Source organism: Mesorhizobium sp. M0862 (genome assembly GCF_040319795.1).
In the GTDB taxonomy this organism is placed as follows: Bacteria; Pseudomonadota; Alphaproteobacteria; order Rhizobiales; family Rhizobiaceae; genus Mesorhizobium.
The window spans coordinates 1-22,033 of the sequence record NZ_JAMYOJ010000023.1 but is presented as its reverse complement, the minus strand read 5'-3'; the positions used below and the strand labels follow the sequence as shown (position 1 = coordinate 22,033).

At 57.6% G+C, this 22,033-nt stretch carries 15 protein-coding genes and 5 pseudogenes; 17 read left to right on the top strand and 3 right to left on the bottom strand.

Translation table 11 applies throughout. The features are described 5' to 3' along the window. The first annotated feature begins 16 nt into the window (after positions 1 to 16). From NKI15_RS26605 to NKI15_RS26545, 13 genes and pseudogenes are all read left to right on the top strand, one after another. Positions 17 to 496 carry a NifX-associated nitrogen fixation protein gene (locus tag NKI15_RS26605; protein WP_023694353.1) on the top strand — a complete coding sequence of 160 codons (480 nt, stop codon included), beginning with the start codon at positions 17 to 19 and terminating at the stop codon, positions 494 to 496. Between the two features lie 26 nt (positions 497 to 522). Beyond that, the gene (locus NKI15_RS26600; protein ID WP_352887526.1) at positions 523 to 1,308 is read left to right on the top strand and encodes a response regulator transcription factor; all 786 of its coding nucleotides are present in this window, start codon (positions 523 to 525) and stop codon (positions 1,306 to 1,308) included. Positions 1,309 to 2,239: 931 nt separating this feature from the next. Beyond that, positions 2,240 to 2,437: a hypothetical protein gene (locus NKI15_RS26595; protein ID WP_352887422.1), complete on the top strand. Its 198-nt coding sequence runs from the start codon at positions 2,240 to 2,242 to the stop codon at positions 2,435 to 2,437. A gap of 1,188 nt (positions 2,438 to 3,625) precedes the next feature. After that, a pseudogene (locus tag NKI15_RS26590) lies at positions 3,626 to 4,842 on the top strand (TlpA disulfide reductase family protein). Between the two features lie 193 nt (positions 4,843 to 5,035). Then, complete coding sequence (locus tag NKI15_RS26585; protein ID WP_352887420.1) at positions 5,036 to 5,329, top strand: DUF269 domain-containing protein; 294 nt, start codon at positions 5,036 to 5,038, stop codon at positions 5,327 to 5,329. 25 nt (positions 5,330 to 5,354) lie between these two features. Beyond that, positions 5,355 to 5,558: a CCE_0567 family metalloprotein gene (locus tag NKI15_RS26580; RefSeq protein ID WP_352887416.1), complete on the top strand. Its 204-nt coding sequence runs from the start codon at positions 5,355 to 5,357 to the stop codon at positions 5,556 to 5,558. Beyond that, the gene (gene fdxB / locus NKI15_RS26575) at positions 5,555 to 5,872 is read left to right on the top strand and encodes a ferredoxin III, nif-specific (protein ID WP_352887414.1); all 318 of its coding nucleotides are present in this window, start codon (positions 5,555 to 5,557) and stop codon (positions 5,870 to 5,872) included. Before NKI15_RS26580 ends, fdxB begins: the two co-directional genes overlap by 4 nt. A 28-nt stretch (positions 5,873 to 5,900) precedes the next feature. After that, positions 5,901 to 6,221: an exopolysaccharide production repressor protein gene (locus NKI15_RS26570; RefSeq protein WP_352887411.1), complete on the top strand. Its 321-nt coding sequence runs from the start codon at positions 5,901 to 5,903 to the stop codon at positions 6,219 to 6,221. A gap of 326 nt (positions 6,222 to 6,547) precedes the next feature. Continuing rightward, a pseudogene (locus tag NKI15_RS26565) lies at positions 6,548 to 7,596 on the top strand (1-aminocyclopropane-1-carboxylate deaminase). A gap of 161 nt (positions 7,597 to 7,757) precedes the next feature. Next, a complete protein-coding gene (locus NKI15_RS26560; protein WP_352887541.1) occupies positions 7,758 to 8,285 on the top strand; it encodes a hypothetical protein in 528 nt (175 codons plus the stop codon). Further along, positions 8,242 to 8,379, top strand: a complete 138-nt coding sequence (locus NKI15_RS26555; RefSeq protein WP_352887408.1) for an SPASM domain-containing protein — start codon at positions 8,242 to 8,244, stop codon at positions 8,377 to 8,379. Before NKI15_RS26560 ends, NKI15_RS26555 begins: the two co-directional genes overlap by 44 nt. A 1,191-nt stretch (positions 8,380 to 9,570) precedes the next feature. Further along, entirely contained in the window at positions 9,571 to 10,185 is a 615-nt protein-coding gene (locus NKI15_RS26550) for a GNAT family N-acetyltransferase (protein ID WP_352887406.1), read from the top strand. A 659-nt stretch (positions 10,186 to 10,844) separates the two neighbouring features. After that, positions 10,845 to 11,534 carry a class I SAM-dependent DNA methyltransferase gene (locus NKI15_RS26545; protein WP_352887404.1) on the top strand — a complete coding sequence of 230 codons (690 nt, stop codon included), beginning with the start codon at positions 10,845 to 10,847 and terminating at the stop codon, positions 11,532 to 11,534. Between the two features lie 187 nt (positions 11,535 to 11,721). On the opposite strand, the pseudogene NKI15_RS26540 reads toward NKI15_RS26545, so the two are convergent. Further along, a pseudogene (locus NKI15_RS26540) lies at positions 11,722 to 12,237 on the bottom strand (transposase); the annotation flags it as partial. 884 nt (positions 12,238 to 13,121) lie between these two features. Next, positions 13,122 to 14,107, bottom strand: a pseudogene (locus NKI15_RS26535) (transposase); the annotation flags it as partial. A gap of 864 nt (positions 14,108 to 14,971) precedes the next feature. On the opposite strand from NKI15_RS26535, the gene NKI15_RS26530 reads away from it, so the two are divergent. From NKI15_RS26530 to NKI15_RS26515, 4 genes are all read left to right on the top strand, one after another. Beyond that, a complete protein-coding gene (locus NKI15_RS26530; protein ID WP_352887402.1) occupies positions 14,972 to 16,030 on the top strand; it encodes a GHMP family kinase ATP-binding protein in 1,059 nt (352 codons plus the stop codon). Between the two features lie 10 nt (positions 16,031 to 16,040). Beyond that, on the top strand, positions 16,041 to 17,099 hold the full coding sequence (locus tag NKI15_RS26525; protein ID WP_352887400.1) for a cysteine synthase family protein: 1,059 nt from the start codon (positions 16,041 to 16,043) through the stop codon (positions 17,097 to 17,099). Further along, positions 17,096 to 19,798 (top strand): lyase family protein, encoded by a 2,703-nt coding sequence (locus NKI15_RS26520; protein WP_352887398.1) that lies wholly within the window; start codon positions 17,096 to 17,098, stop codon positions 19,796 to 19,798. The genes NKI15_RS26525 and NKI15_RS26520 overlap by 4 nt, the downstream gene beginning before the upstream one ends. 458 nt (positions 19,799 to 20,256) lie before the next feature. After that, positions 20,257 to 20,733, top strand: coding sequence for an Lrp/AsnC family transcriptional regulator (locus NKI15_RS26515; protein WP_352887396.1), 477 nt, complete (start codon positions 20,257 to 20,259; stop codon positions 20,731 to 20,733). 846 nt (positions 20,734 to 21,579) lie between these two features. Here NKI15_RS26515 and NKI15_RS26510 read toward each other — a convergent pair. Continuing rightward, a pseudogene (locus NKI15_RS26510) lies at positions 21,580 to 21,931 on the bottom strand (M20/M25/M40 family metallo-hydrolase); the annotation flags it as partial. Positions 21,932 to 22,033: the final 102 nt, after the last annotated feature.

The window sequence follows — 22,033 nt, the reverse complement described above, 5'->3', positions numbered from 1 at the left end:
AATGAGGAGTGGCGAAATGTTTGAAGCCGCTGTTAGCCCTGCCGCCACCGAGGACGAGGCGGCCCTTGCCACCCCGTTCGTCAAATGCCTCGTGCGGCTGATCCGTGCCAATGATTCCCACGGGTCATGGGAAGGCAAATCGGACGCCGAGCTGCTGGGCGACTTCATCATCACCAGGGAACAGCGCCGTGCAATTCCAATCATCGGTGATCCCGATCCGGACGTGCTGTGGAGGCTCGATAAGTTCTACACCGCCGTCGGGCTTGCGATTGAGGAACGCTCCGGCCTGATGGCATCGCCGATGATGGAGATAAGCCACGAGGGCTTCGGGCGCGTGCTCTTCACGGCCGGGCGACTGGTCGTTCTGTCCAAGACCCTGCGCGACGTCCATCGGTTCGGCTTCGAGACGTTCTGGAAACTCGCCGCGGCCGGTACCCAACTGGCCGGCGATGCCACCACAGCCATTGAGGCTTATCCCGAGGTGGCGCGGGCGTGATGGAACCGATTTTCGTCGAGGGGATCATGTCAGGTTTTGAGGACATGCGATGGCCAGCCCTCTCAATCGAGGCGGTCGAGGCCGATGTGGTTCTTGGGGTAGCGCTGATGAAGCCAGTGGTGCTGATCTGTTCGCAAGATGCGGAGTTGTATCTGTTCCTCAGCCACATTCTGGGGGTGGATGGCTTCACGAGCGAGCCGGCAGGCGGCGTGAAGGAAGCACTTGCATTGGCCGATCAACGGGAGCTCCAGGCGGTAGTCCTGGACTGCGGGCCAGCAAGCGCGGCAGGCTCCACAATCTGCGCCCGGTTCAAGGAGGAGCCCCGGACCGGCCGCCTGCCCGTCATTGCGTTGATCGCGCCCGGCGCCGAGAACCAGCACCTCGATCTCTTGAAGGCAGGTATTGACGAGAGCTTTGTGCGGCCCTTCGCGCCGGCCAAGCTGCTTGACTGTCTCCGCACGAAGCTGGCGCTGCCGCAGCCGGGTTCAAATGGGATAAAAAACGGCAGCTGGCTCCGTTGCGGTAGCCTTGAGATGAAGCTCGATGCTCACCGGGTTCGAGGCAATGGCCACGACATCCATCTTGGACCTCTCGAATTCAACCTGCTGCGGCAATTTCTTGAGGCTCCCGGCAAGGTATTCAGCCGAGACGAGCTGATCGACGCGGCCTGGCCGGACAATATCCATATCGGTGAACGCACTGTCGACGTCCATATCAGCCGGATCAGAAAGGCGCTGAAGGCGGCCTCGCCAGGTAGCGTCATTCGTACCGTCAGGTCTGCCGGCTACTCGCTCGAGAAGCCGGACGACTGAATGGCGAAGGATGGTGTATCTTCGTTGTGCGAAGGCAAGTCTTGCGGCTTCGAAACGCGCTAGGGGCGCGGCATACTCAGGGGAGCAGTCAGATGGCCTACAAAAGCCTTACTCAGTGTAGCGGGAGCTGACCACTCCGATCGGGACGTCAGAACAGCTGCAAGCTTGTGCGCCGAGGTTGGCGCACATTTGTCCGTCCTGATTTTGTCGCCTCCGCCTCTCGTTATGTCGCCTCCGCCGCTGGGTGATGGCATCCCCGAATGGCCTAGACAACGCGCCCACGCCATCGCCGCACTGGAAAAACGGTATAGGCAAATCGAGAGATTTTCACAGCACGCGGCCAGTTTGGAAAAAACATCCAGGGAAATTCACAAACTGCTAAGAGCCACGTGGCGGTGCTATGATGCGATATTGCCAACTGCGATCAGGCCAGCATCGGTGACGCGGTGCGACAGCGGGCGCTCTGCAACGACCTGACAATCGTAGGCCCCGCACTTCCAACGACAGCAACGTCGGTCCCCTTGTTATCAACGGCAGCTTGTCCGACACCGGAAAGCCGGTGCTTGTCGTGCCGGAGGGCACTGACGCGACTTTGTCTCCACGGCGCGTGCTGGTCGGCTGGGGTTCTCGAGTCGAGGCGTCCCGTTCGGTTCGGGAAGCGCTGGATCTGCTAGCCGGTGCTGAGGAAGTTCATGTCGCACTAGTCGATCCTGAGGCGACCTGCACCGGAACGGTTCCGAGCCCGGAGCCGATATCGCTGCCTATCTCACTAAGCACGGTGCTCGGGTGTCGGTTGACCTGCTGGCGAGCGCCGGCAAACGGTGGCTATGGTGCTCACGCAGCACGCAATCGTCATGTCTGCCGGCATGATAGTCATGGGCGCTTATGGCAAGCGCAGGCTACGTGCGCGACTCTTCGGCGGCGTGACAAAATGGATAGTTGGGAAGCCGTCATTGCCGCTGTTTTTGGCTCGCTGACGGCTTCCGAAGCAGCACCGACGCTGTTCGAACTCTACCCACTGAGCCCTGATGCCAAGTCGGAGAAAGATCGCGGCAAACGTGCAAGCTTCGCGAAGCTTCTCGGAGCCAATCTGCACGCGCCGCCCGAGAACATCCGCGAACGCCGCTAACGCGCGCGCGGGGTGTTTCTGCTCGCCCGAGTTGGTCCGTGATGCTGAGACCAACGGCCGGGCAGAGGTATGGGCAGTCCTCAATGCAGCCACAGTCACGGCGCAGGTCGGCGTCAGGTCAAAGAGAGTCGTTCAGCGCAACAGGCCGAGTTCGGACCCGTAGCGGCATCGTATGCGCGCTATCACGATCTCCTCATTACCAGCCGGGAGCTTAACAACGCAACGACCGTGCCGTGGCCGACGCCCTCCACTTCGAATCGGAACGGTCGAGCTCCTGCCGCGGTCGGCGGGAATCGATCGCATAATCACGTTGCCATGGTCTGGAATGGCAGGCGGGTTAGGGGTGAGTACGGCCGCATCTTCAGCCTTTTCTCGGTCCGGTCCAACCCGCGTGGCGCCCGAGTGGTCTTTGGCCGGGTCAATTCCGACAACGCTCACATTCGCACCAGGCGGTCCCTGTAGGGCTTGTTAACAGTCCCTGTAGGGCCTGTGAACAGGGACACAGAACGCAAAAGCAGGAATCCGGGAGAGTTCACCGGGCCGGCGCACCTCTTCGCTAAGATCATCTTCGTCAATCTGCTGATCACGGTACTCGCGACCCGCAGCGGGACATGACCTCGACGTGAAGAACTCCGGCGTCGCCAGCCATTAATTTCAATCGCAAAGCGGAAGAGGTAGGGCAGAGGCGATGCTCGGAGGGAGCTCCCCTGCAATCGCAATGGCGTTCCGCTACCACCTGAGCGACCCAAACGGCAAGAAGCTCAAGCAAGGCTTGAGGCGGACGATGATCACGAGCCTGACGGTAACCAACACAGTCATAATGTCCATCACGTCCCTCCGCCGAATATCCTGTCGAGTCGTCCGTGGCCACGCTTCTCGGGCGACGCGAAGCGCGTGATGCGTGTTCAAGACCTGACAGTGGCAGAAAACATGTCCTGTCCAATACAACCGGCTATTTTGGGCACCCCTAAAGTTTTTTAAAGTGTAACCAAGCGTTTACTGCGCGCTGAGCGCGTTGGCACGGCCTTTGCGAACTGAGACTCAGCAACACTAAGTGAAGGCTGACTGCACGCAGATGCGCAAAACGAGCGATGCTCTACGTCCCTTGAACCCTCGTGCCCCGTCTCAAAGGGGAACAAGCCTGCGCATAAGGTCACGCAACCTTTGGCAACAGCTTTGGAGAGCAAAATGGTGTTGCGGATGGAGTCACCGGCTCCTTCGATCAAAGTGGAGGACTGGCTGCGTGGCGAGCCCCTTGCGAACTTCCAGCCCGGCAATGTCTATATCGTCGAATTTTGGGCAACTTGGTGCCGACCAGGTGTGGCGGAGATGCTCCATTTGATGCGGCTGCAGGAGAAATACAGGGACAGCGGACTTGAGGTCGTCGCAGTCGCGGCTAATGAAGACGCTCCAACGGCCGTTGAGGCTCGTACCAAGTTGGACGCGTGGTTGACCGAAAAGTGCTCGAATCTGAACTATCGGATCGCGTTCGACTACACAGGCGAAATGAACAAGCTTTGGATAAAACCCAGCTTTTCTGTCGGGTTTCCGACCTCGTTCGTGGTCGACCGAGACGGCCACATCGCCTTTGCCGGTCATCCGATGGAACTCGACGAGGTTTTGCCGAAGGTGCTCAACGGCAGTTGGCGCACCAGCGACAAAGCGAAAGCCGCCGATGAGGAGCGGATCGCCAGAAGCGTATCCATGGCGCGTGAACAAGCGTTGAAGAAGCCGATCGATGACAGGTTCTGGGCGGCGGTGAAGTTGGAAGATTGGACGACGGCGCTCTGGGCGATCGAAGAGGGCATTGCCTTGATGCCGGACGAGCTCAATTCCGCCTGGCTCAAGCACATCTGTTGCTTCACAAAATATAAGATGTGTGGAACGGCTTGCCCGTGATGCGCCAATTGGTTCGCGACGCGATCGACAAAAATTCCGAGGATTGGATGGTTTCGGCGCTAGACCAACTTTTCCATGCGGCCAATGACCATTCGCGCCTTCCCCCTGCTGAGCGTTTCGCGATGGGCAAGGAACTGTCCGAACACATTCTGGCACTGAATCCCCCGCAAGGCGACAGCCCTAAGTACCGGTCTTATCCGGCTGTCGCAGGTACTACCACGAAAACGGCAACAACGATCGCGTATCGAGTTGGTCGAACTGGCACTGCAGTCGTTGGACGGTCCGGAGCCTGCCCCGGACGAACAGAAAGAGCAGCAGCTGCTCGATTGCTGCAGGCCCTGGCCAAGTACAGAAGCGGCAAGGTTTGTTACGGCGCTCTCTGTGCGACTCCACAAAACAAGCCTCCCGGAGGTGCCAAAGCGCGGCCGGGCGAGAAGAATATGGTCGGAATCTTTACTGGCCGGTTCATCCATTTCCAGACATCGTGCTTCGAGGAAGAGGACTGAAATGAGGAGAAGGCGAAATGTCTGATACCGCAATGAGCCCTACCGTCAACGAGGACGAGGCGGCCCTTGCCATACCGCTCGTCAGATACCTTGTGCGGCTGATCCGTGCTCAAGACTCCGACGCTCGCGGGAAGGCAAATCGGACGCCGAACTGCTGGCCGACTTCATCGTCACCAGAAAACAGCGCCGTGCGATGCCTGTCATCGGCGATCCCGAGCCGGACGTGCTGTGGAGGCTCGACATGTTCTACACCACCGTCGGGCTCGCGATCGAGGAGCGCTCCGGTCTGATGACATCGCCAATGACGGAGATGAAACCCATGGGGACTTCGGACGCCTGGTGTTCACGGCCGGGCGGTTGGTCGCTCTGTCGAGACATCCACCGGTTCGGCTTCGAGACCTTCAGGAAGCTCGCGGAGGCCGGTACGAAACTGGTCGACGATGCGACTGCAGCCATTGAAGCCTATCCCGGCGTGGCGCCGGCGTGATGAAACCGATTTCGAGGAAGGATTTATGTCAAAGCTAGATGAGATGGGGAAGAAAGTCCGAAAGCTTCAGCTGCGCGCGGCAGTTGCCAAGATGAAATTGCGCGACCTTGCAGAAAATCTCCCGGGAAAATGGACGGAGATAGAGGAAGTTGCCGAGGAAACGTCGGCCGTTTTTGCCGAGTTGGATGGTGCCAAGCGAGAGCTCACTGCAATGAGGAAGTTTCGATGAGGAGCACATTCACCACCCGCGACGGCTCCCGATGGATGCCGGAATATCTCACCGCTATAGACGGCACGACCTGCATCGGCTGCGGCCGCTGTTTCAAAGTCTGCTCGCGCGAGGTCATGCATCTTTACGGCGTCGATGACGCGGGTGAAATCCTCGGCCCCTGCGACGGCGAAGACGACGATTTCGACGGCGAGCTCAATCGCGTCATCATGGTCGTCGACCATGCCGGCCGCTGCATTGGCTGCGGAGCCTGCGGCCGCGTCTGCCCGAAGAACTGCCAGACCCGTATTGCGGCCGACCAGGTCGCAGCATGATCTGAGGAGACAAACCAGGAGAATGGCGTTGTCGTTAAAAATCTTTTGTCGCGTCATGGGGCTGGTCCTGTGCAACAACGCTCTGATTGTCTACTTCGCTTCTCATTCCATCAGCACAGTAGTCGTCACGACGTTGGCTTGTTCGCTGCTCCTTCAGTTGGCCTATTTCGCAAGCGTGCTCTTTCTGATCTGGCGGTCTGGCTGCGATAGCCGAGCTGGCCAAAGGGCTGAGCATTTCGGCAGTTGCAAGGACGTTGGATCCGAGCCTCCAAACCTTGAGGTGACGAATGAATCCCCAGAGTTGGCCCAGCGGGATCAAACGCTGGCCATATCGCTGCTGCTGCCTTGAGATGACAAGGTCAGTGGTCAAGCTGGCGCAGACACTTTGGACCAAATAAACATTGAACGGGTATTGTGTGCTCGAGAAGTCGATGGCGACCGCAATCCAGCTTATTTGATTTAATCAAGGAGATACAGTTCTCGAATGCCATACGCATTCGGATAGTCTCTCCCACGCCGGCGTGCGGTTGCAACCTCTCGATGACGAATCAGGCGCTGAAAAAAGTAATGGGACTGTTCTGGCGGCAGATAACGCAGATGAAGTCAAATCAACGACGCAACTAGTATGAATCGTGAATGGTTCATTCAGCTCCATCGCGTCTTGCCGGATAGAAAATGCTGGAAAAGTACGAACGCTATCCGCTCACATTTGGACCCACGCCCATCGAGAAGCTCGACCGCCTCTCCAAGCATCTCGGGGGCAAGCTGGAAATCTACGCCAAACGCGAGGATTGAAACTCACGCGATCGCGTCAAGCGCTGATACGCTCGTCGCCATCGGGGGCGTGCAATCCAACCATACGCGGATGGTCGCCGCGGTCGCCGCTAAGATCGGCATGAAATGTTTTGGTTCAGGAGAGCTGGGTACCACATGAGGATGCCGTCTACGACCGGATCGGGAACATTCTCTTGAGCCGCATAATGGGAGCAGAGGTGCGCCTCGTCGACAAGCGCTTCGATATCGGCATCCGCCGCAGTTGGGAACAGGCGCTCGATGAAGTCAAATCAAGGGGCGGCAGGCCCTACCCGATACCGGCCGGGGCCTCAGTTCACAAATATGGCGGGCTTGGGTACGTGGGGTTCGCGGAGGAGGTGCGCGCCCAGGAGAAACAGCTTGGGTTTGGCTTCGACTACATCATCGTTTGCACGGTCACGGGCTCGACACATGCCGGCATGCTGGTCGGGTTCGCCAAGCACGGTCGACAGCGCAATGTGGTCGGTATCGACCAAGGCGCAGGTGCTAAGTATTGCCCGGTATACTGCGAAGCTCGTCAAGCTCGGCATGGAAATCGTGGATGATGATGTGGTGCTGCTTGAGGGTTGCGCGTCTCCCGGCTATGGCCTTCCCTCCGAGGCTACGAAGCAGGCCATCCGCCTGTTTGCGCGGCTCGAGGATATAATTACCGATCCCCGTCTACGAGGGCAAATCCATGCAAGGGATGATCGACCTCGTCCGGCTTCTTTCCAGAGGGATCGAGGGTGCTCTACGCGCGTCTCGGCGGCGCGCCGGCTATCAACGGTTACAGCTACACCTTCCGCAACGGCCGACGCCTCGGCAGATTGCGATTTCGCCGTCCTGCCGTGCCCCGGCGAAGCGCCCAAACTAGGTGCGAGGGCCGCCCAGCAAACCTAGCAGGGGGTAATTGCCACCCAACGCGAAGGTGACTGAGCTAAAAAAGGAGGCATATCCGATAATCTTATAGGAACTGGGTTCTGCCATCCCGGGCGGCAGCGTTTTAGAAATAACCACGACCACCGGCTGCATCGTCGAATGTTCTTATTGTCCGCAGGACAAATTCGCCCATCGGCAAAGAGCGGTCTCTCATGTGAAGCATCTTCGTCTTGAAGATTTCAAGCGGTGCCTGGCGCGCGTACCAACTTCCGTCGACATTAGTTTCGCCGGGTACTCCGAGCCTTGGCTCAATCCGGATTGCACCGAAATGATCGAGCACGCTTACGCCAGAAGCCATGGCATCCGGATTTTCACGACGCTTGTAGGAATGAAGGGGCGTGATCTAAACCGCTTGAAAGCGCCGCGCTCAACGGTATTCGTGGTCCATGTTCTCGGTGATGGCGCATACATGAATAGCCGTCTTGTCGGAGACAAGTATCTCACTTTGATTCGTCAAGTGGTCTACACAGACATCGCCTCGATGAGGTTTATAGTCCTGGGCGACGTCCATCCGGATATCGCCGGGAAAATTCCCGCCGAAGCGCTAGCTCGCGCGCGGCCTCTGAGCAGCAGGGGTGGAAGCGTCAATCCGAAGGTCGTCGAACCACGGCAGCCAGTCGGCGGCGCGCTGATATGCGTTGACGTCACGGCAGTATCGGAATGTTCTTCTCCCAAACGGTGACGTTACGCTCTGCTGCACGGATTTTGAACGGCGCCACGTATTGGGCAATCTTCTGCGCGACGAATACGCAGATCTTTTTGAAGGGCCAGTCTAGCCAAATCGTCGACCGCATGAATGGGACGGATGGCTTCTGCTTTGTAGGATGTGCGAATATGCCCATTCAAAGGCGTCCTTATGCTGACTGGAGGTCGGCAACCGTCTGAAAGCGCGCGAGCGAATGTTGATCCTCTTGAGACTGCATAAGGCGAGCCGCCTCAACCACCTGTTTCGCGTGAACCCCGGTCGGCGGAACCTAGTCGCAGATTTTGCTTGTCCTCAGATATTTTTTGGCCGCATTGAGGAAGGTTGCCTCGTGTCCATCGCCAAGTGTGCGGCGGATCGAAACTGAAAAGCCGGACAGGCAAGGCCCGCCTCATGGCTATGCCGGGCGTCCGCTTCGGGGCACACCGTCGCATCATCTTGAGCCGGAACAATATGAAGCGTTGGCAGTGTAACCAGACGAATGTAGAGACTGATTTCCAGCGCCCCTTCGACCGGGGTCTCGAACCGCGGTCATGGATCGAAACGGTCTACACCCACTTGTCTTCCCCTGTCAGCGCGTTGATGGCGGCTGGATTGACGCATCGACCAAGAGGCCGGTCTACCTACGTTTGCTACCTTCTGAGAGCATTCTTTGCGATCGCGGTGACGGGAAATGACGGTCCTACGTTCTCGACCAGTCAGTTGACTGGCGGCACACACGCGGTAAATCCAAGAGAGAATCGTTGCCGTAAAAATGGCGCGTGCCCTCACGTTGCTTCATTGGGGAGTGGCATCGCCAATCAGCAGGTCAACCTCGGTCGGACCGAAGTAACCCTTGTCTATACGGATCATTGCCTGGTTACTCCCCGTTCGCGGCCCAGCCCATCAACGCCTTCACCTCCCAGACGACCTCGGCTCGCTTGAAAGCAGCCTCGACAAAAGTGCGGACCGAATGGAATGCGTCTCGCCGGTTGCAAGCACAAAATCGCCAGGCTCGGGTGCTGCAGGATGGGCCACATGCCCTCGACATAGTCGCCTACAAAGGTGCCATTCTCGACTTTTCGCGCCCAGGCAGGGCATGTAACCTCCTTGGGTGCTTCAGCAACATCATCAGCGCGCAATGGCCGCGCCTCTTAAAGGAACTTCAGCATCGCGGAAACAAGATTTTTGCAGAGATTTCTAAAAAATTTCACCCAAGGAACACGCACTCTAGGAGATCATAGTCCCACGTTTTTCGGTGTCGGCTCAGAAAGGGAATCTACTCATGCACATCCTAGAAACACCGCGCCTAATCCTAAGGCCACCGTCGCACAGTGACGAGCTTCGTCTACATGAACTTCATAGCGATCCGTTCGTGGTAAACGCCATGAGGGATGGAGTCTATCCGACGATACAGCAGTCGAAAGCTGCACTGCTTCAGTTCATCAATCATTGGCAGCGCAATCGTTTCGGCTTATGGATGGTGTTCGTCAAAAATGAAGACCAAGCTAGAAAGTTCGCTGGCTATTGTGGATTGATGTGCATCGGCACGTATCGGGCCGAAGATCCGAATTCTCTGGCCGAAGATCCAAATAACGTGGAAATCGTGACCTGCCTCCACCTTGCGGCCTCCGGGAAGGGGTTCGCGGTCGAGGCCGGCAGGGCAGTAGTCCAATTTGCTTTCGAACATTTAAAGCTTGAGAAAGTGACTTCGTTCGTACGCCAAAAGAACACACGTTCTATTGTAAAAAATATGAAGATCGGCTTCGTCTATGTCGGGGACGTAACTTACAAAACAGGTAGATCGCGACGTTTGGAGATTTCTCCGTCGACGGCTGTAAAAGCCGATAGTTTACTTGTCTTCGATTGCAAAGATTCCGAATTCGATCGAGATCAGTAGTTCTGGGACCAAACCGCATTGCTCGGGGCGCTACTCACCCTCGAGAATTTGGCACAACCGTTGACACCGAACGCCCGAGGCAAAGCGTCGCGCAGAGCGGCTGATGGGATTAGATCAGCGATTGGTGGTTCCGATGCAGCATCTGGTCTTCGACCGAGGTATGCATGCAACTTGCTGCCGTGAATTTTGCCAGTCAACGTCCGCGGCCTGTCGGAGATCAGCGGCTGGATGACGGCTTGTCGAAGTTGAGACCGGCGAGCGCTAGCGACGGCGCCTCCTTGGATTCGAGAGACGGCCATGGGTGGTCCGGCGCGCGAGGCGTTGGCGCGGCGTCTGTCGTTGTAGCGTAGTGCCGTTCACTCGGAGACGAACTCAGCATTAAACGAAATAACCAATGAAATGTCCCACAGCTGGACGATAGGCTGCGCGCAGGTGGCAATCCTCGACAAAGTCCGCTCTTGAGCCGGCTTCGCTTGTAGACGGAAGGACGGGCAATGGCGAAGGAAAGAGGCTGGCAAAGGCAGGTTTCAAATTTGGCAACGACGAGCTTCAAGCAGGGGTGACCAAGTACTGAGCAAGCATGTTTTGTGAACTGGCAGTTCTTGGCCCTCAGCTTCTGACGGTGACCAGCTTGCACCTACTCTACACGGAGGAAAGTTATGAACACATTGGCCAGACAAAACGCACTTCACCAAGCCGCGCAGAAACGGATCGAGGCATCACATGTGCTCGACGGTGACGCCAAACGTTTGGTCCGATATTATCGTGAATGGGCTGGGTCCTACGAGTTCGACCTCGAGCGCGAAGACTACCGCGGCCCCTTGATCGTGGCCGAACTGGCGGGCGCCGTGCAAGCGGCCTATATGGGCAGAGACCGAGCAGCTATGGCGACCCTGGACGCTGGCTGCGGTACAGGCCTAGTTGGCATTGAACTGGATCATCTCGGCTTCCGCTTGATCGACGGCTTTGATCTCTGCGAGACGATGGCCGAAATGGCAAGGCAAACCGGCACCTATCGCAATGTCGAAGGGGATGTTGACCTCAATAGACCACTCTCGGACTATTCCACCGCGTGCTATGATATGACAGTGTGCTCCGGCGTCTTCACACTCGGACATGTCCGCCCGCATGGGCTGCGCGAGTTGGCCCGCGTGACCCGCTCGAAAGGATTTGTAGTGATAAGTACTGAAAGGAGCTATTTGGAGGCAACATCGTTTGAACATGAGGTGCTGTGTCTCCATCAGGCGGGCGTTCTTACACCAGTACAATACCTGAGCAACGGAAGATACATCGGGAACGAGGACGCGCACTACTGGCGTTCCGAGTCCATCAGGGGCCTGGCGGCATAGGCTATCATCGCGCGTAGAAGATGAAATCCATGCTCTTCTTCCCGCAGGTTATCATGGCGTCGGTCCGGTGGTCTCTGCATCCGGTCGGCATCAACAAGCACGTACGGTACCAGAAAGAACCATGGTGCCGTAGCGGATCGTGTTGGGGATTCGGCGAAGCAGCCACCGATAATTTGAGATTATCGGTTCAGCGGGCGATGTCAATCAGCTGATCGAGTCGCTTGGTAGGAAGGGTCTGCCAGCCGTCGATCTTTCGCATCGAGATTGGCCGGACGCCATCAACGCCCAGAAAAGCATGGCCGCGGTTTCGGCCGAAGGCAGCACGGTCTGGGTCTTGATGCGTCGCTTGAAGTCCTCATGCAAACGCTCGACCGCATTTGTTGTTCTGGCGCTTTTCCATTGACTCGGAGGCAGCCGGTGAAGGCGAAGAGCCTTCGCCGGCCTCGTCGAGGCTATCGGCCACCGCGCAGCACTTGAGCCGCCATTTGCGGAGGAACGCCTTGCGGCGGGTGTCGATCTCCTGCGGCGTGGCCGCTTAGATCATGTCTCCTCGTGCAGCCGTTCCGGAGCATGGGCAAGCGGATTCCTGTGCTTGTGAACTGTGCGTCTCTGCATCGGCACCCCGTCCCCACAGCGCGGCAATTGCCCTGTCCCGTCCGGGCGCGGCCCGCCAAGCCTCGGTCGTCTCGCCCACCATGTTCCTCTCCGCCGTCGATCTGAATGGCCTTGACGGGCCATGGCATTTCAGCTGTGACCTTGTCGAGGAAGTCGGCGGCGTTTTGGGCGGTGGCATGGCGATAGGGCTTGGCGACAGTCCACTTGGCATGAACGTCGTAATCGTCGAGTGCTTGACGGCGAGCTTGGGGGACATTGCCACGGTAAGGGTGTCGATCTGGACGACGTCGCCGGGCTTTTCGAACGAGACCTTCTTTGGCTTGCGGATGGCATGCGGCCGCTGCTTGGGCAACGCTTTACGCGTCGCCTTGCCGATGAGATCGCCGACGCGCGGCACCCGCCCCCTGGCGATAAGACTTTCGATAATGCGGCCGACGGTGGCATTGGAAGCGGTGAAGCACTGGCCGCGCAGGATCGGCCGGGCTTTTCCTTGCCCCACATGGGAAAGTCGAGCCGCAGCCGCTCGACCTCGGCGCGCAGCGCCGGGCTCCAGTTCTTCCGGCTCTTCGCAACCGGCGCCTTCTGCCAGCGGTAGAGCGTGGCTCGCGGCACGCCCACCGCCGCGGCCGCTTGGTAGGCCGTCAAGCCAGCTCGCCTGGCGCCACGCCATCGTGCCACCGCGTCGCGTCTTCTCTCGATTTCGATATTTGGGGGCTCAGCGTCGAGAAGACGCGACGCACGCCGGCCGTTGCGTGTAACATGGCCGCGCAGGTTAAAAACCTGCATGGGGTTCTCCTTGTTCTCGAGTCAGCAACCCGAGCTTCGGAGAACCCCTCCCTTCAATCAATCCGTCTCCTATCTGTTTGAGCCAGGTCAGGCTGAAGTCGAGAGGGAACAACTGCTTGGCGCGAGTGTGCAAAGCAGTCGGATTGGATGGAACTGCGCAGGGTCGAGACTCGTCTTCGCTTCGATCTCCTGCCCAACGGCCCACAGGAAGGCCGCCATCTCGCGAGTGATCGCGGCCACCACCACCGGTGGCTTGCCAGCAGCGTTGAGGCGGCGATAGCGAGCGCAAAGCCGGACCTGCGCCTTCCAGGCGATCTCGCGGACAGCTTTGGGTAACCCCTCGAGCCGGAGCCTCAGGGCCTCGCTGACCTTGGCGGGATAGCGGCAAGTCCAGGCCGTTTCGACCAAGGCGCGGCGGCACGTCGATTGCCGGCGAGTGTAAGACTCGACCGGCGGACCGTGTCGCCGGTCGCACGCTCCCCCGGAACCAGGCCGAGGACAACTGCGGCGGCGTATCGAAGCGGCGTATATCGCCGATCTCGGCCGCGAAGACCACTGCGACCAGAAACGAGGCACCGCGGATCGCCTGATAGGCCTCGACGACCCGCGCCATGGACATCAGGTTCACGTCGATCTTCTCCTGGATCACCATCTGCTGCGTTGGATTCTCGAAGCTCTTGCAGGCAAGCCGCGCCGGTGCGCCAATGTCCAATGACCGCCGCCCTCGTAGATCCGACCATGGCGCAGAAGGAGGAGATAGTTGCTGGCGTTTGCGGCGCAGGTCGTCGGCTCCGGCTTCCCGAGCCCGGACCAGATCGCGGACAGCCTCGTGGACGACGTCCGGCACCCACACTCGGGTCAGTTAGCCCCCCGATGCACCCGCGCCAGAGTGACCACGTCCCGTCGCTCGTCTTGATGGGCTCGCCCGCCCGCTTCGGAATCAGGGCCGGCGCAACCACCATGCAGCTGTGACCAGGATCGCGGACCTGACGGCAAAGTCCGTAACCCATTGTGCCTTTTCCCAACATTGATCGTCCGCTCTATCGGTGCCGGCCTATTCGCGACCTCACCGAGAAACCGGGCCCGCCCATACGGCCGCCCTCGGCGATCGCCACAGCATGCTTTTTCTTGGCTACATCATACGCGACAAGTGCTTCGCTATACTCTCCCATGGCTCGTCCTCCTGCGTGAGGATCGGCTCGGCCTTATCCATGCAACCCTCGTCTCTTAACCGCACGAAAGGGCGGGCCACCGATCTCAGGCGCTCGGAACATGACCTCTAGTCCTTGTCATGGCGTAGTCTGCTGTCCGGCGCTGTAAGTCCGGATTGGTCGAGGTTTGACATCCAGAGATAACGCCAACTCCCAATTCCAACCACTCCCGGGACGGCGCCAGAACGATGACCACCGTGCTGTGAGAACTACTCCAGGTCCCGGATGTTACCTTCTGTGACAGCCCTGTCCGGTTCAAGACGTCCATGTTCGGAACCGACCCATTAAGGCGCATGTGTTCCGACATTACGGCGCGGGCGAACCATAGCGTTTGCGCCTCTTGCACGCACGGCCTCTCAGGTGGCACGCCGATTGCGTCGAATAGGGTGAATGATCCGTCTCTGGCCGAGGAGGTCTATAGAAACTTGCTCGAACGATTCAAATCGATCCGACAGTCGCTCCATTCCTGGGTGGGGTCCAGCCAAATGGACCTTTGCGGCGTGCGTCACGGGCCCCGCTGTCATTCCCCCAGCAGCGGCATTGGTTCCTCTCGCGTGTGGAGGGTGCGAGCGCGGAGTGTCACCACCGCCTCGTCGTGGCTGATCACGAGCGGATCTGCAGAGAGGTCAGGGCCGCGGCGACAGCAATCGATAAGCAGAGCGTCAAGCCCGCCGATACGGCAGGTGACCCGGTATGATCCAGCCAGAAAAGTCAAGTGCCGCAAGCGTAGCGCAGTGGTCGACGCCGAAACGCAAGCCTCTTCCAATGATCCGGATCTCGCCTCCTAGCGGCAAATCACATTTAATAACCTGAAGGGGAGGCGATATGCCAATCCAGAATCCCACCCATCCCATCGGCCCTGCAGGCAGCAGGACGAGCACCACCGCAGAACTCAAAAAAGCAGCCGCGGATGAAGTCTGGAAGCCCTACCTGTATCACCAGACGTTCGATGGCGCAGGTACCATTGAAAGCATCCCGGAGGATGGGCAGAAGCCCGGGAACCATTCCGGCGAGGGTAGCGCTCTTTGTTGCGGCACATTCGGCGAGTTGCTGCAAGGCCAGTTATCGATTGGCACCCTTTCCCGCGATTCCCATTTCTTGGTCACGATGCCCGTTGCGCTCTTTGCGCGAGCTCACTTCATGCCGGTTGGAGGCACACGCTCCGTAACCGTTTATCCGCCACATAAAGTCAAAGCAAAACGACTGGCTGAGAATCTCGTGGTTGCGCTCGGTGCCTCGGGAGGAATCCTCCTTTTGCAATCTGAGCTCCTCGAAGGCAAAGGGCTGGCGAGTTCGTCCGCAGATCTTGTCGCGACGGCACGGTCAATCGCTTGCTGCTTCAAGCGTAGAATCCGGACATCGTTGATCGAGAAGCTAATGGCGGAGATAGAGCCATCCGACGGGGTGATGTATCCCGGCGTGGTCGCATATCAACAGCGAACATGTGGCCTTCTCTCCTTCCTTGGGCAAATGCCACCGCTTGCAATCGTTGGAATCGACGAAGGAGGGATGGTCGAAACCGTCGACTATGATCAACGGCGAGGTGAAATCTCCGCCAGTCGCAGAGCAGAATATCACGAATTACTCGACCGTGCACGGGTAGCAATTCCGCAGGGTGACACGGCCGCGATAGGCAGAATAGCTACGGCCAGCGCTATCCTGCATCAGGAGCGAACTCCAAAGAAGCTTTTGAACTCGATGTTGGAGGCATCCGAGACCACCGGCGCTCTCGGGGTCATAGTCGCGCACAGCGGCACAATGATTGGAATCCTGCTTGAGCGAACAGCGGCTGACTTCCCAAGGAAGCTTCGATCCGTGCTCGCCCATGTATCGCCGTTCGACAACTCGCCAAAAATATATCTGACCATGACTGGCTGCCGGTGAGGTAAGCAATATGGACGCCGCCCGCAAACGCCTGCCATTCACCACCTATTCTGACGCCTATGCTCTTCCCAGCGTTATTAGGTGTGAGAAAAACCTCTATATTGCGCAGTTCGCATTCATGAAGCTTCTCCCTGCGAAGTACATCATTGAGCAGGCGCTGGCTCGAGGAACCCTGACGCACGGCATGAAAGTTCTCGAGACCTCGAGCGGAACTTTCGCGCTGGGTTTGGCCGTGGTTTGCCGAGAACGTGGATTCCAGCTCGAAATCTTCACGGACCCAGTGATGGACAAAGGTCTGGAAAACAGGTTGCGCTCCTTGGGAACCGAAGTGTTCATAATAACTGAAAAGGCGAAGCAGGGTGGCTATCAAAGAAGCCGCCTCGACGCATTACACGCTAGGATGAGAAAGTTGGGGAATTCCTGTTTCTGGCCGCAGCAATACGAAACACCCGACAACCCCGCAGCGTATAAACTCTTTGCGGATCAGATATCGGAAATGTTGGGTACCGACGTAACATTGGTCGGTTCTGTTGGGTCAGGCGGCTCTACTTGCGGAACGATAGAGCGCCTCCGCCAAAAGGCCCATGGCGCGCGCCTGGTTGGAGTGGACACCTTCAATAGCGTCATTTTTGGTCAACACGACGGCGAACGGAAACTGCGGGGGCTTGGGAACAGTCTTGTCCCCAAAAACGTGAAACATGAACTCTATGACGAGGTGCATCTCATCTCGGCACGACTCGCATTTGCTGCAACGCGAACGCTCCACGAGCGGCACGCCGTTTTCGCCGGTCCGACCTCCGGAGCGAGCTACATCGTAGGGCGCTGGCGTGCTCGGCGGTATCCAGAAGAGACCGTGATCGTCATATGTCCTGATGAAGGTCACCGGTACGTCGAAGCCGTTTACGACCGCGAGTGGCTGAAGCAGCACGGATGTCTACACGAAGGTGTTCTGCTGGACGCGCCGGCAACCGAAGACCACCCTTCGACCGCTCTCCCACCATGGAACCGATATCTCTGGGAGCGGAGAAGCCTGGAAGCTGTCCTAAACCTTCTGGAGGACGCGTCATGATGAACCGAGGTAGCTTCCTTTTCGTGGAAAGCAACACGACGGGCACTGGCGAACTGTTGATGAAGCGGGCCCGAGTCCTAGGCTTCGAGCCCTATCTCGTCACGCGCGATCCTGCGCGCTATCCGTTTCTTAAGGGCTCAGTCGCCCAAGTGATCGAAGCTGAGACCCGCAGCCCGGATGAACTCATCGGGGTCGCCGCCAAATTAGGCAGGCTGGCAGGTATATACTCGTCGTCGGATTATTTTGTGGAATCAGCGTCACGTGTCGCGACGGCGATCGGGCTGCCAGCAGCGAATTCGGAGGCCATAGCCACGTGCCGCCACAAATGGAAGCAGGCGGCCGAATTGCGGCGACAATCAATCAGGGTCCCTGAAACTCGGCTGGCCACTTCCGCCAGAGACGTCGAGAATATACTTGCCCAATCCACTCTGCCGGTGGTCGTCAAGCCGGTGTCCGGCAGTGGTAGTAGCGGCGTGAGGTTGTGCGACAGTGCCGCAGCCGCCATCAAGGCGTTTGAGAGTGCAAGGGGTGCCTTGCTCGATCAAGTGGATCTGCCCAGCCCAGACATCCTGATCCAGCAGTATGTGGAGGGTAAGGAATACTCTGCAGAGATAATTGCGTGTGATGGGACGCTGCATTGCCTTGGAATTCTTGCCAAGCACAAAGGGCCGGCTCCCTGCTTCGTCGAGGTAGGGCACGACTTCCCGGCCCCGCTACCGGAGCCATCCCTCAAGGAATTGGCTTCTTTTGCCGCAGGCGCGGTCTCGGCTCTGGGCCTGAATTTCGGGCCGGCTCATGTGGAGTTCGTGATAACGGAATCGGGCCCCGTCATCATCGAGGTCAACCCAAGGCTGGCTGGAGGGATGATTCCAGTCATGCTCTCCCACGCCCTGGGTACGTCAATCCTTGACATGGTGATTAGACTCTACGCGGGAGAAGGGTTCACGCCTCCACGCAGGAGTGCAAGGGCGGGAGCCATTCGTTTCCAACTCGTTCATAAATCCGGTAAGCTCATACGCCTGGGCTTTTCACGAAATCCAGACCCGACAGTGCCCGAGGCGGGGCTCCTGAAATCTGAGGGTGCGGAAGTCAAAATAAATGGCGACTTCAGAGACCGAGTAGCCTACTCCGTAGGCGTCGCTGATGAACTGAATGCCGCCGTCGCGGCAGCGCAACGGATGATCGATTCTATTGTAATCGAAATCGAGACAGCTACTGACCAAACGGCCAACATGCAAGTCGCTGGGTCAAACGAGGGCGGGGGGAACCTACATCCCGAAGCAATGAAGTTGCTCGCTCCGCCCATCGAAATCTCGCGCGATGGCCGCCTTCTGCAACACCAGGCGGCCATAGACGAAGCACATCTGGTGATGCTTGCGGACCAGGGCTTGGTCAGCCAGGCCGCCGCTGCTGATCTCCTCAAGCACATCTTGGAACTCCGGGACGAGGGCTTTCAGTCTTTGGAGGGCCGCGATGCCCCGCGTGGCGTCTATCTGGCCTATGAGGCCGAACTTGCGGCCAGAGCTGGCCCGGAAAAGGCCGGCTGGCTGCACCTTGCGAGGTCCCGTAACGACTTGAATGCGACCATTTCTCTCCTGGTGCTTCGGGAGGCTGCATGTTCCATCTCACACCAGATAGGAACTGCACAAGATGCCCTGCTTCAGCGAGTGGAGGAAGCATCGAGCCTTGTCGCTCCGTTGTACAGTCAGTACCAGATCGCACTTCCCGGATCGCCAGGGCACTATCTGCTTGGCGTCTTCTTCGCTCTGGGGCGCGAACGCCAGCGCCTCCATAGCCTGCTGGAAGACATCAGTAACTGTCCTATGGGAGCTGGTGCTGGCGGAGGCACCAGCATCCCTATAGATCCCTTGAAGACCGCGAATCTTTTGGGATTCGAACTGCCGTCGTTCAACTCACTTGATGCGGTCGCGAGCCGAGACCATCACCTGCACGGGCTTTCAATCTTTGCTAGCATCTCAACCTTGCTCAGTCGTGTGGCCCAGGATCTACAGGTCTGGACGACTCGTGAGTTCGCTCTTATCGAGATTCCTCGAAATCTTGCCGGCGGCTCGTCCATGCTGCCGCAAAAGAAGAACCCGTTCCTACTTGAACACATCAAGGGGTCGGCAAGCACCGTAATTGGCGCATACGTTTCTGCGGTAACGGCTACCTGCAAAGCGCCTTTCAGCAACTCGATTGAAGCAAGCAACTACGGCTGCTCTCCTCTCAGGCTTTCAGAGGACGCCCTGAAGAGGGCCATCATCCTCACATCGCTTATCGTGAAGTACATGTCGTTCAACGTGAGGTCGATGCGCGAACATCTGGAAGACGGGTCATCAATGACGGCCATCGCCGCCGAACGGATGGCGTCGCGAGGCATCCCCTTCAGGAAGGCCCATACAGAAATTGGCGAGATGGCCCAGCGCCTGTCTCAGGATAGCTGCGCCACACGGCGCCGAAGCGAGCTTGCCAGCCAACTCGCTGGCGTATTCCCGGCGAGTCTTGAAGAGTGCAGGGATGCTCTGCAGTTCGGAGGAGGGCCCGGAAAACGATCAACCGATGACCAGCTTTCCGTAGCAAAAACGCATTTTCGGGACATGCAGCTGAAATGCGCTGAGATATCGGAACGCAGGGCCCACGCCAAGGCGCACTGCGAAGGGAGGGTGAAAGAACTCATCGATAAACACCGATCCACTTGAAGGAGTGGAGTATGTGGACAGAGTCTGGCGGGTTTCTGGGGACCGATAGGGGTTGCCCTTCGGAGCGCTAACCGACCTGATCGTATCGGGATTGAACGACATCACTGACTTTGCGTGAAGGACGGTATCCGTTGTGGGTTCGTAGGCAGGTTTTGCGCGGTTCAGGGTCCCCTCCCATGTTCAAGTCAACGGTTCTCGGGACTGGCAGGAATTCAGTGCGCGAGGCCGTTTTCGTAATGACTGAACGAACCTTTCGCCGGCGACTGGTTCCTGGCCTCGAACCATTCGCGCGGTGGCCGTTTCCACTCTTCGGCCGCGTGGTTCAGAACCTGATATAGCAGCCTCATGCCGTTAGAGACTCCAAATTCGGCGCTCCTTACCCTCCAGACGTTCCAACACGACTACTATCATGGCGCAGAATTTGCGCTGAGAGCTACGTATATCTGGAGAATGCCTACATGATACAGGCTGGTAAAACGCGGCTCGACGACTTCGACATAAAAATCCTGCAATTGGTCCAGTTCGACAACCTCATGCGGCAGCGCGAAATTGCCGACCGCGTTGGCCTCTCAGCAGGGGCGGTAGCGAGACGTTTAAAACGGCTTCGTTCCACTGGGATAATCAGAAAGGACATTTCCATCGTAAACGAGAGAGCGGTAGGGCGTCCTCAGACGGTCTTCGTCGAGGTGACCGCTAAAAACGGAAAACTGGAACTGCTCGACGAGATGAAAAGACGGTTCATGAACTGCGATCAGGTGCAGCAATGCTACCATGTTACTGGAGGATCAGACTTCATTCTTATTATTAATACCAGAAATATAGACGAGTATACTGCCATTGCAAGACAATTATTTTTGACAGACGGAAACGTGAAAAGCTTTCGAGCTTCTGTTGTAATGGAAAAGGTAAAGTCAGCCGTCACAGCTCCGCTATAGTTATCGCTACACGACACCTCGACCCTCGGCTTCGTCTTTCCATGCTCAGGGTGGTGGGGCAGTTGGAGAGTGTGAACGGTATAGCATGAACGACTTGACCGCTGCGATATCAGGCAAACGCCGGCAAAGGAAGTCACAAATTCAGACGGCATCTATATCACGTTAGAAACATTTTGGAAGATAAATTCGCCGTAGTAATCGATATCGTGTAAAAACGAACTTTGGATTGAAAATGCCTTACCGATAATATTACCTTCTTCAGCGGTAAGCATAGAACGGCGAACAGATGGGCGATTTCTCGAAATCCATTGGGAGGGAAGTCCAGTCTCCGCTTTTTTTTACCCGTAACCTCGGTATCTTCCGGCCGGTCCGCAAGTAGTGAAAAGTAATAATGCCTGGAAAGGGCCCATTCAAGCAAGGCTGCTTTTTGCCGAGGACAAGGAAGCCAATGATCTCATGGTGGACAACGATTGAAAATGGTGCGCCAGGTCCGGGCGCGCGTTACTTGAAGCCGGAGAACACCAAATCCAACGGGTCGACAATACTGTTCTTGCTTGGGCTTAAGCTTTAAGTGGACGACGCGAGCTCGATCAAAAAGAAATAAAGTTTTCAGCATCGCTAGCATGCTAGGTCCCCTTCGGCGTCAGTTGTAAGCCTCTGATGAAGCACGAATGAGCGTCTCACCCACCACCTGAATGTGGTGGGTAGCTCTTTCCGGCTCCAAATGATCGCAGCGGCCACCTCGATCATGCGTTTGACCGTCTCCTCACCATCAAGCTGGAGAAGATCTACGGGAGTACGCGATCAACGCCGCAGCAGATCCCAACTGCGTCGCTTCATCGAAAACCCGCTGAAATTCCGTCTCCTGGCAAGGTACTTTGCAACACCAAGCAGCATTGCCGTATGGCCGTTGTGACCGCAGGCGTGCATCTTGCCGGGGATCCGTGACGTTCAATTCTTTCCCGTCGCTTCATGGATCGGCAAGGCGTCCATCTCTGCACGGAGGCCAATGGTCGGCCCTTCGCCGCCTTCGCCCTGGATAAGAGCGACTATGCCCCTGGATGAAAGCGACTATGCCAATGCCGGCTATGCCCGTTTTTATATGGTTGATCCCAAACGAGGCCAGCTTGTCCGCAACAAAGCCTGCCGTTTCATGCGCAGCAAAGTCGAGTTCGGGATTTTGATGAAGATGCCTGCGTCAGGCTCACTGCTGTCCGGTTAAATTGGCTGGACAGGTTGCATGACATTGATTCTACTCGATTTCGGACGTTTCGCGCCGTTTGGGACACGAGCAGGAGAT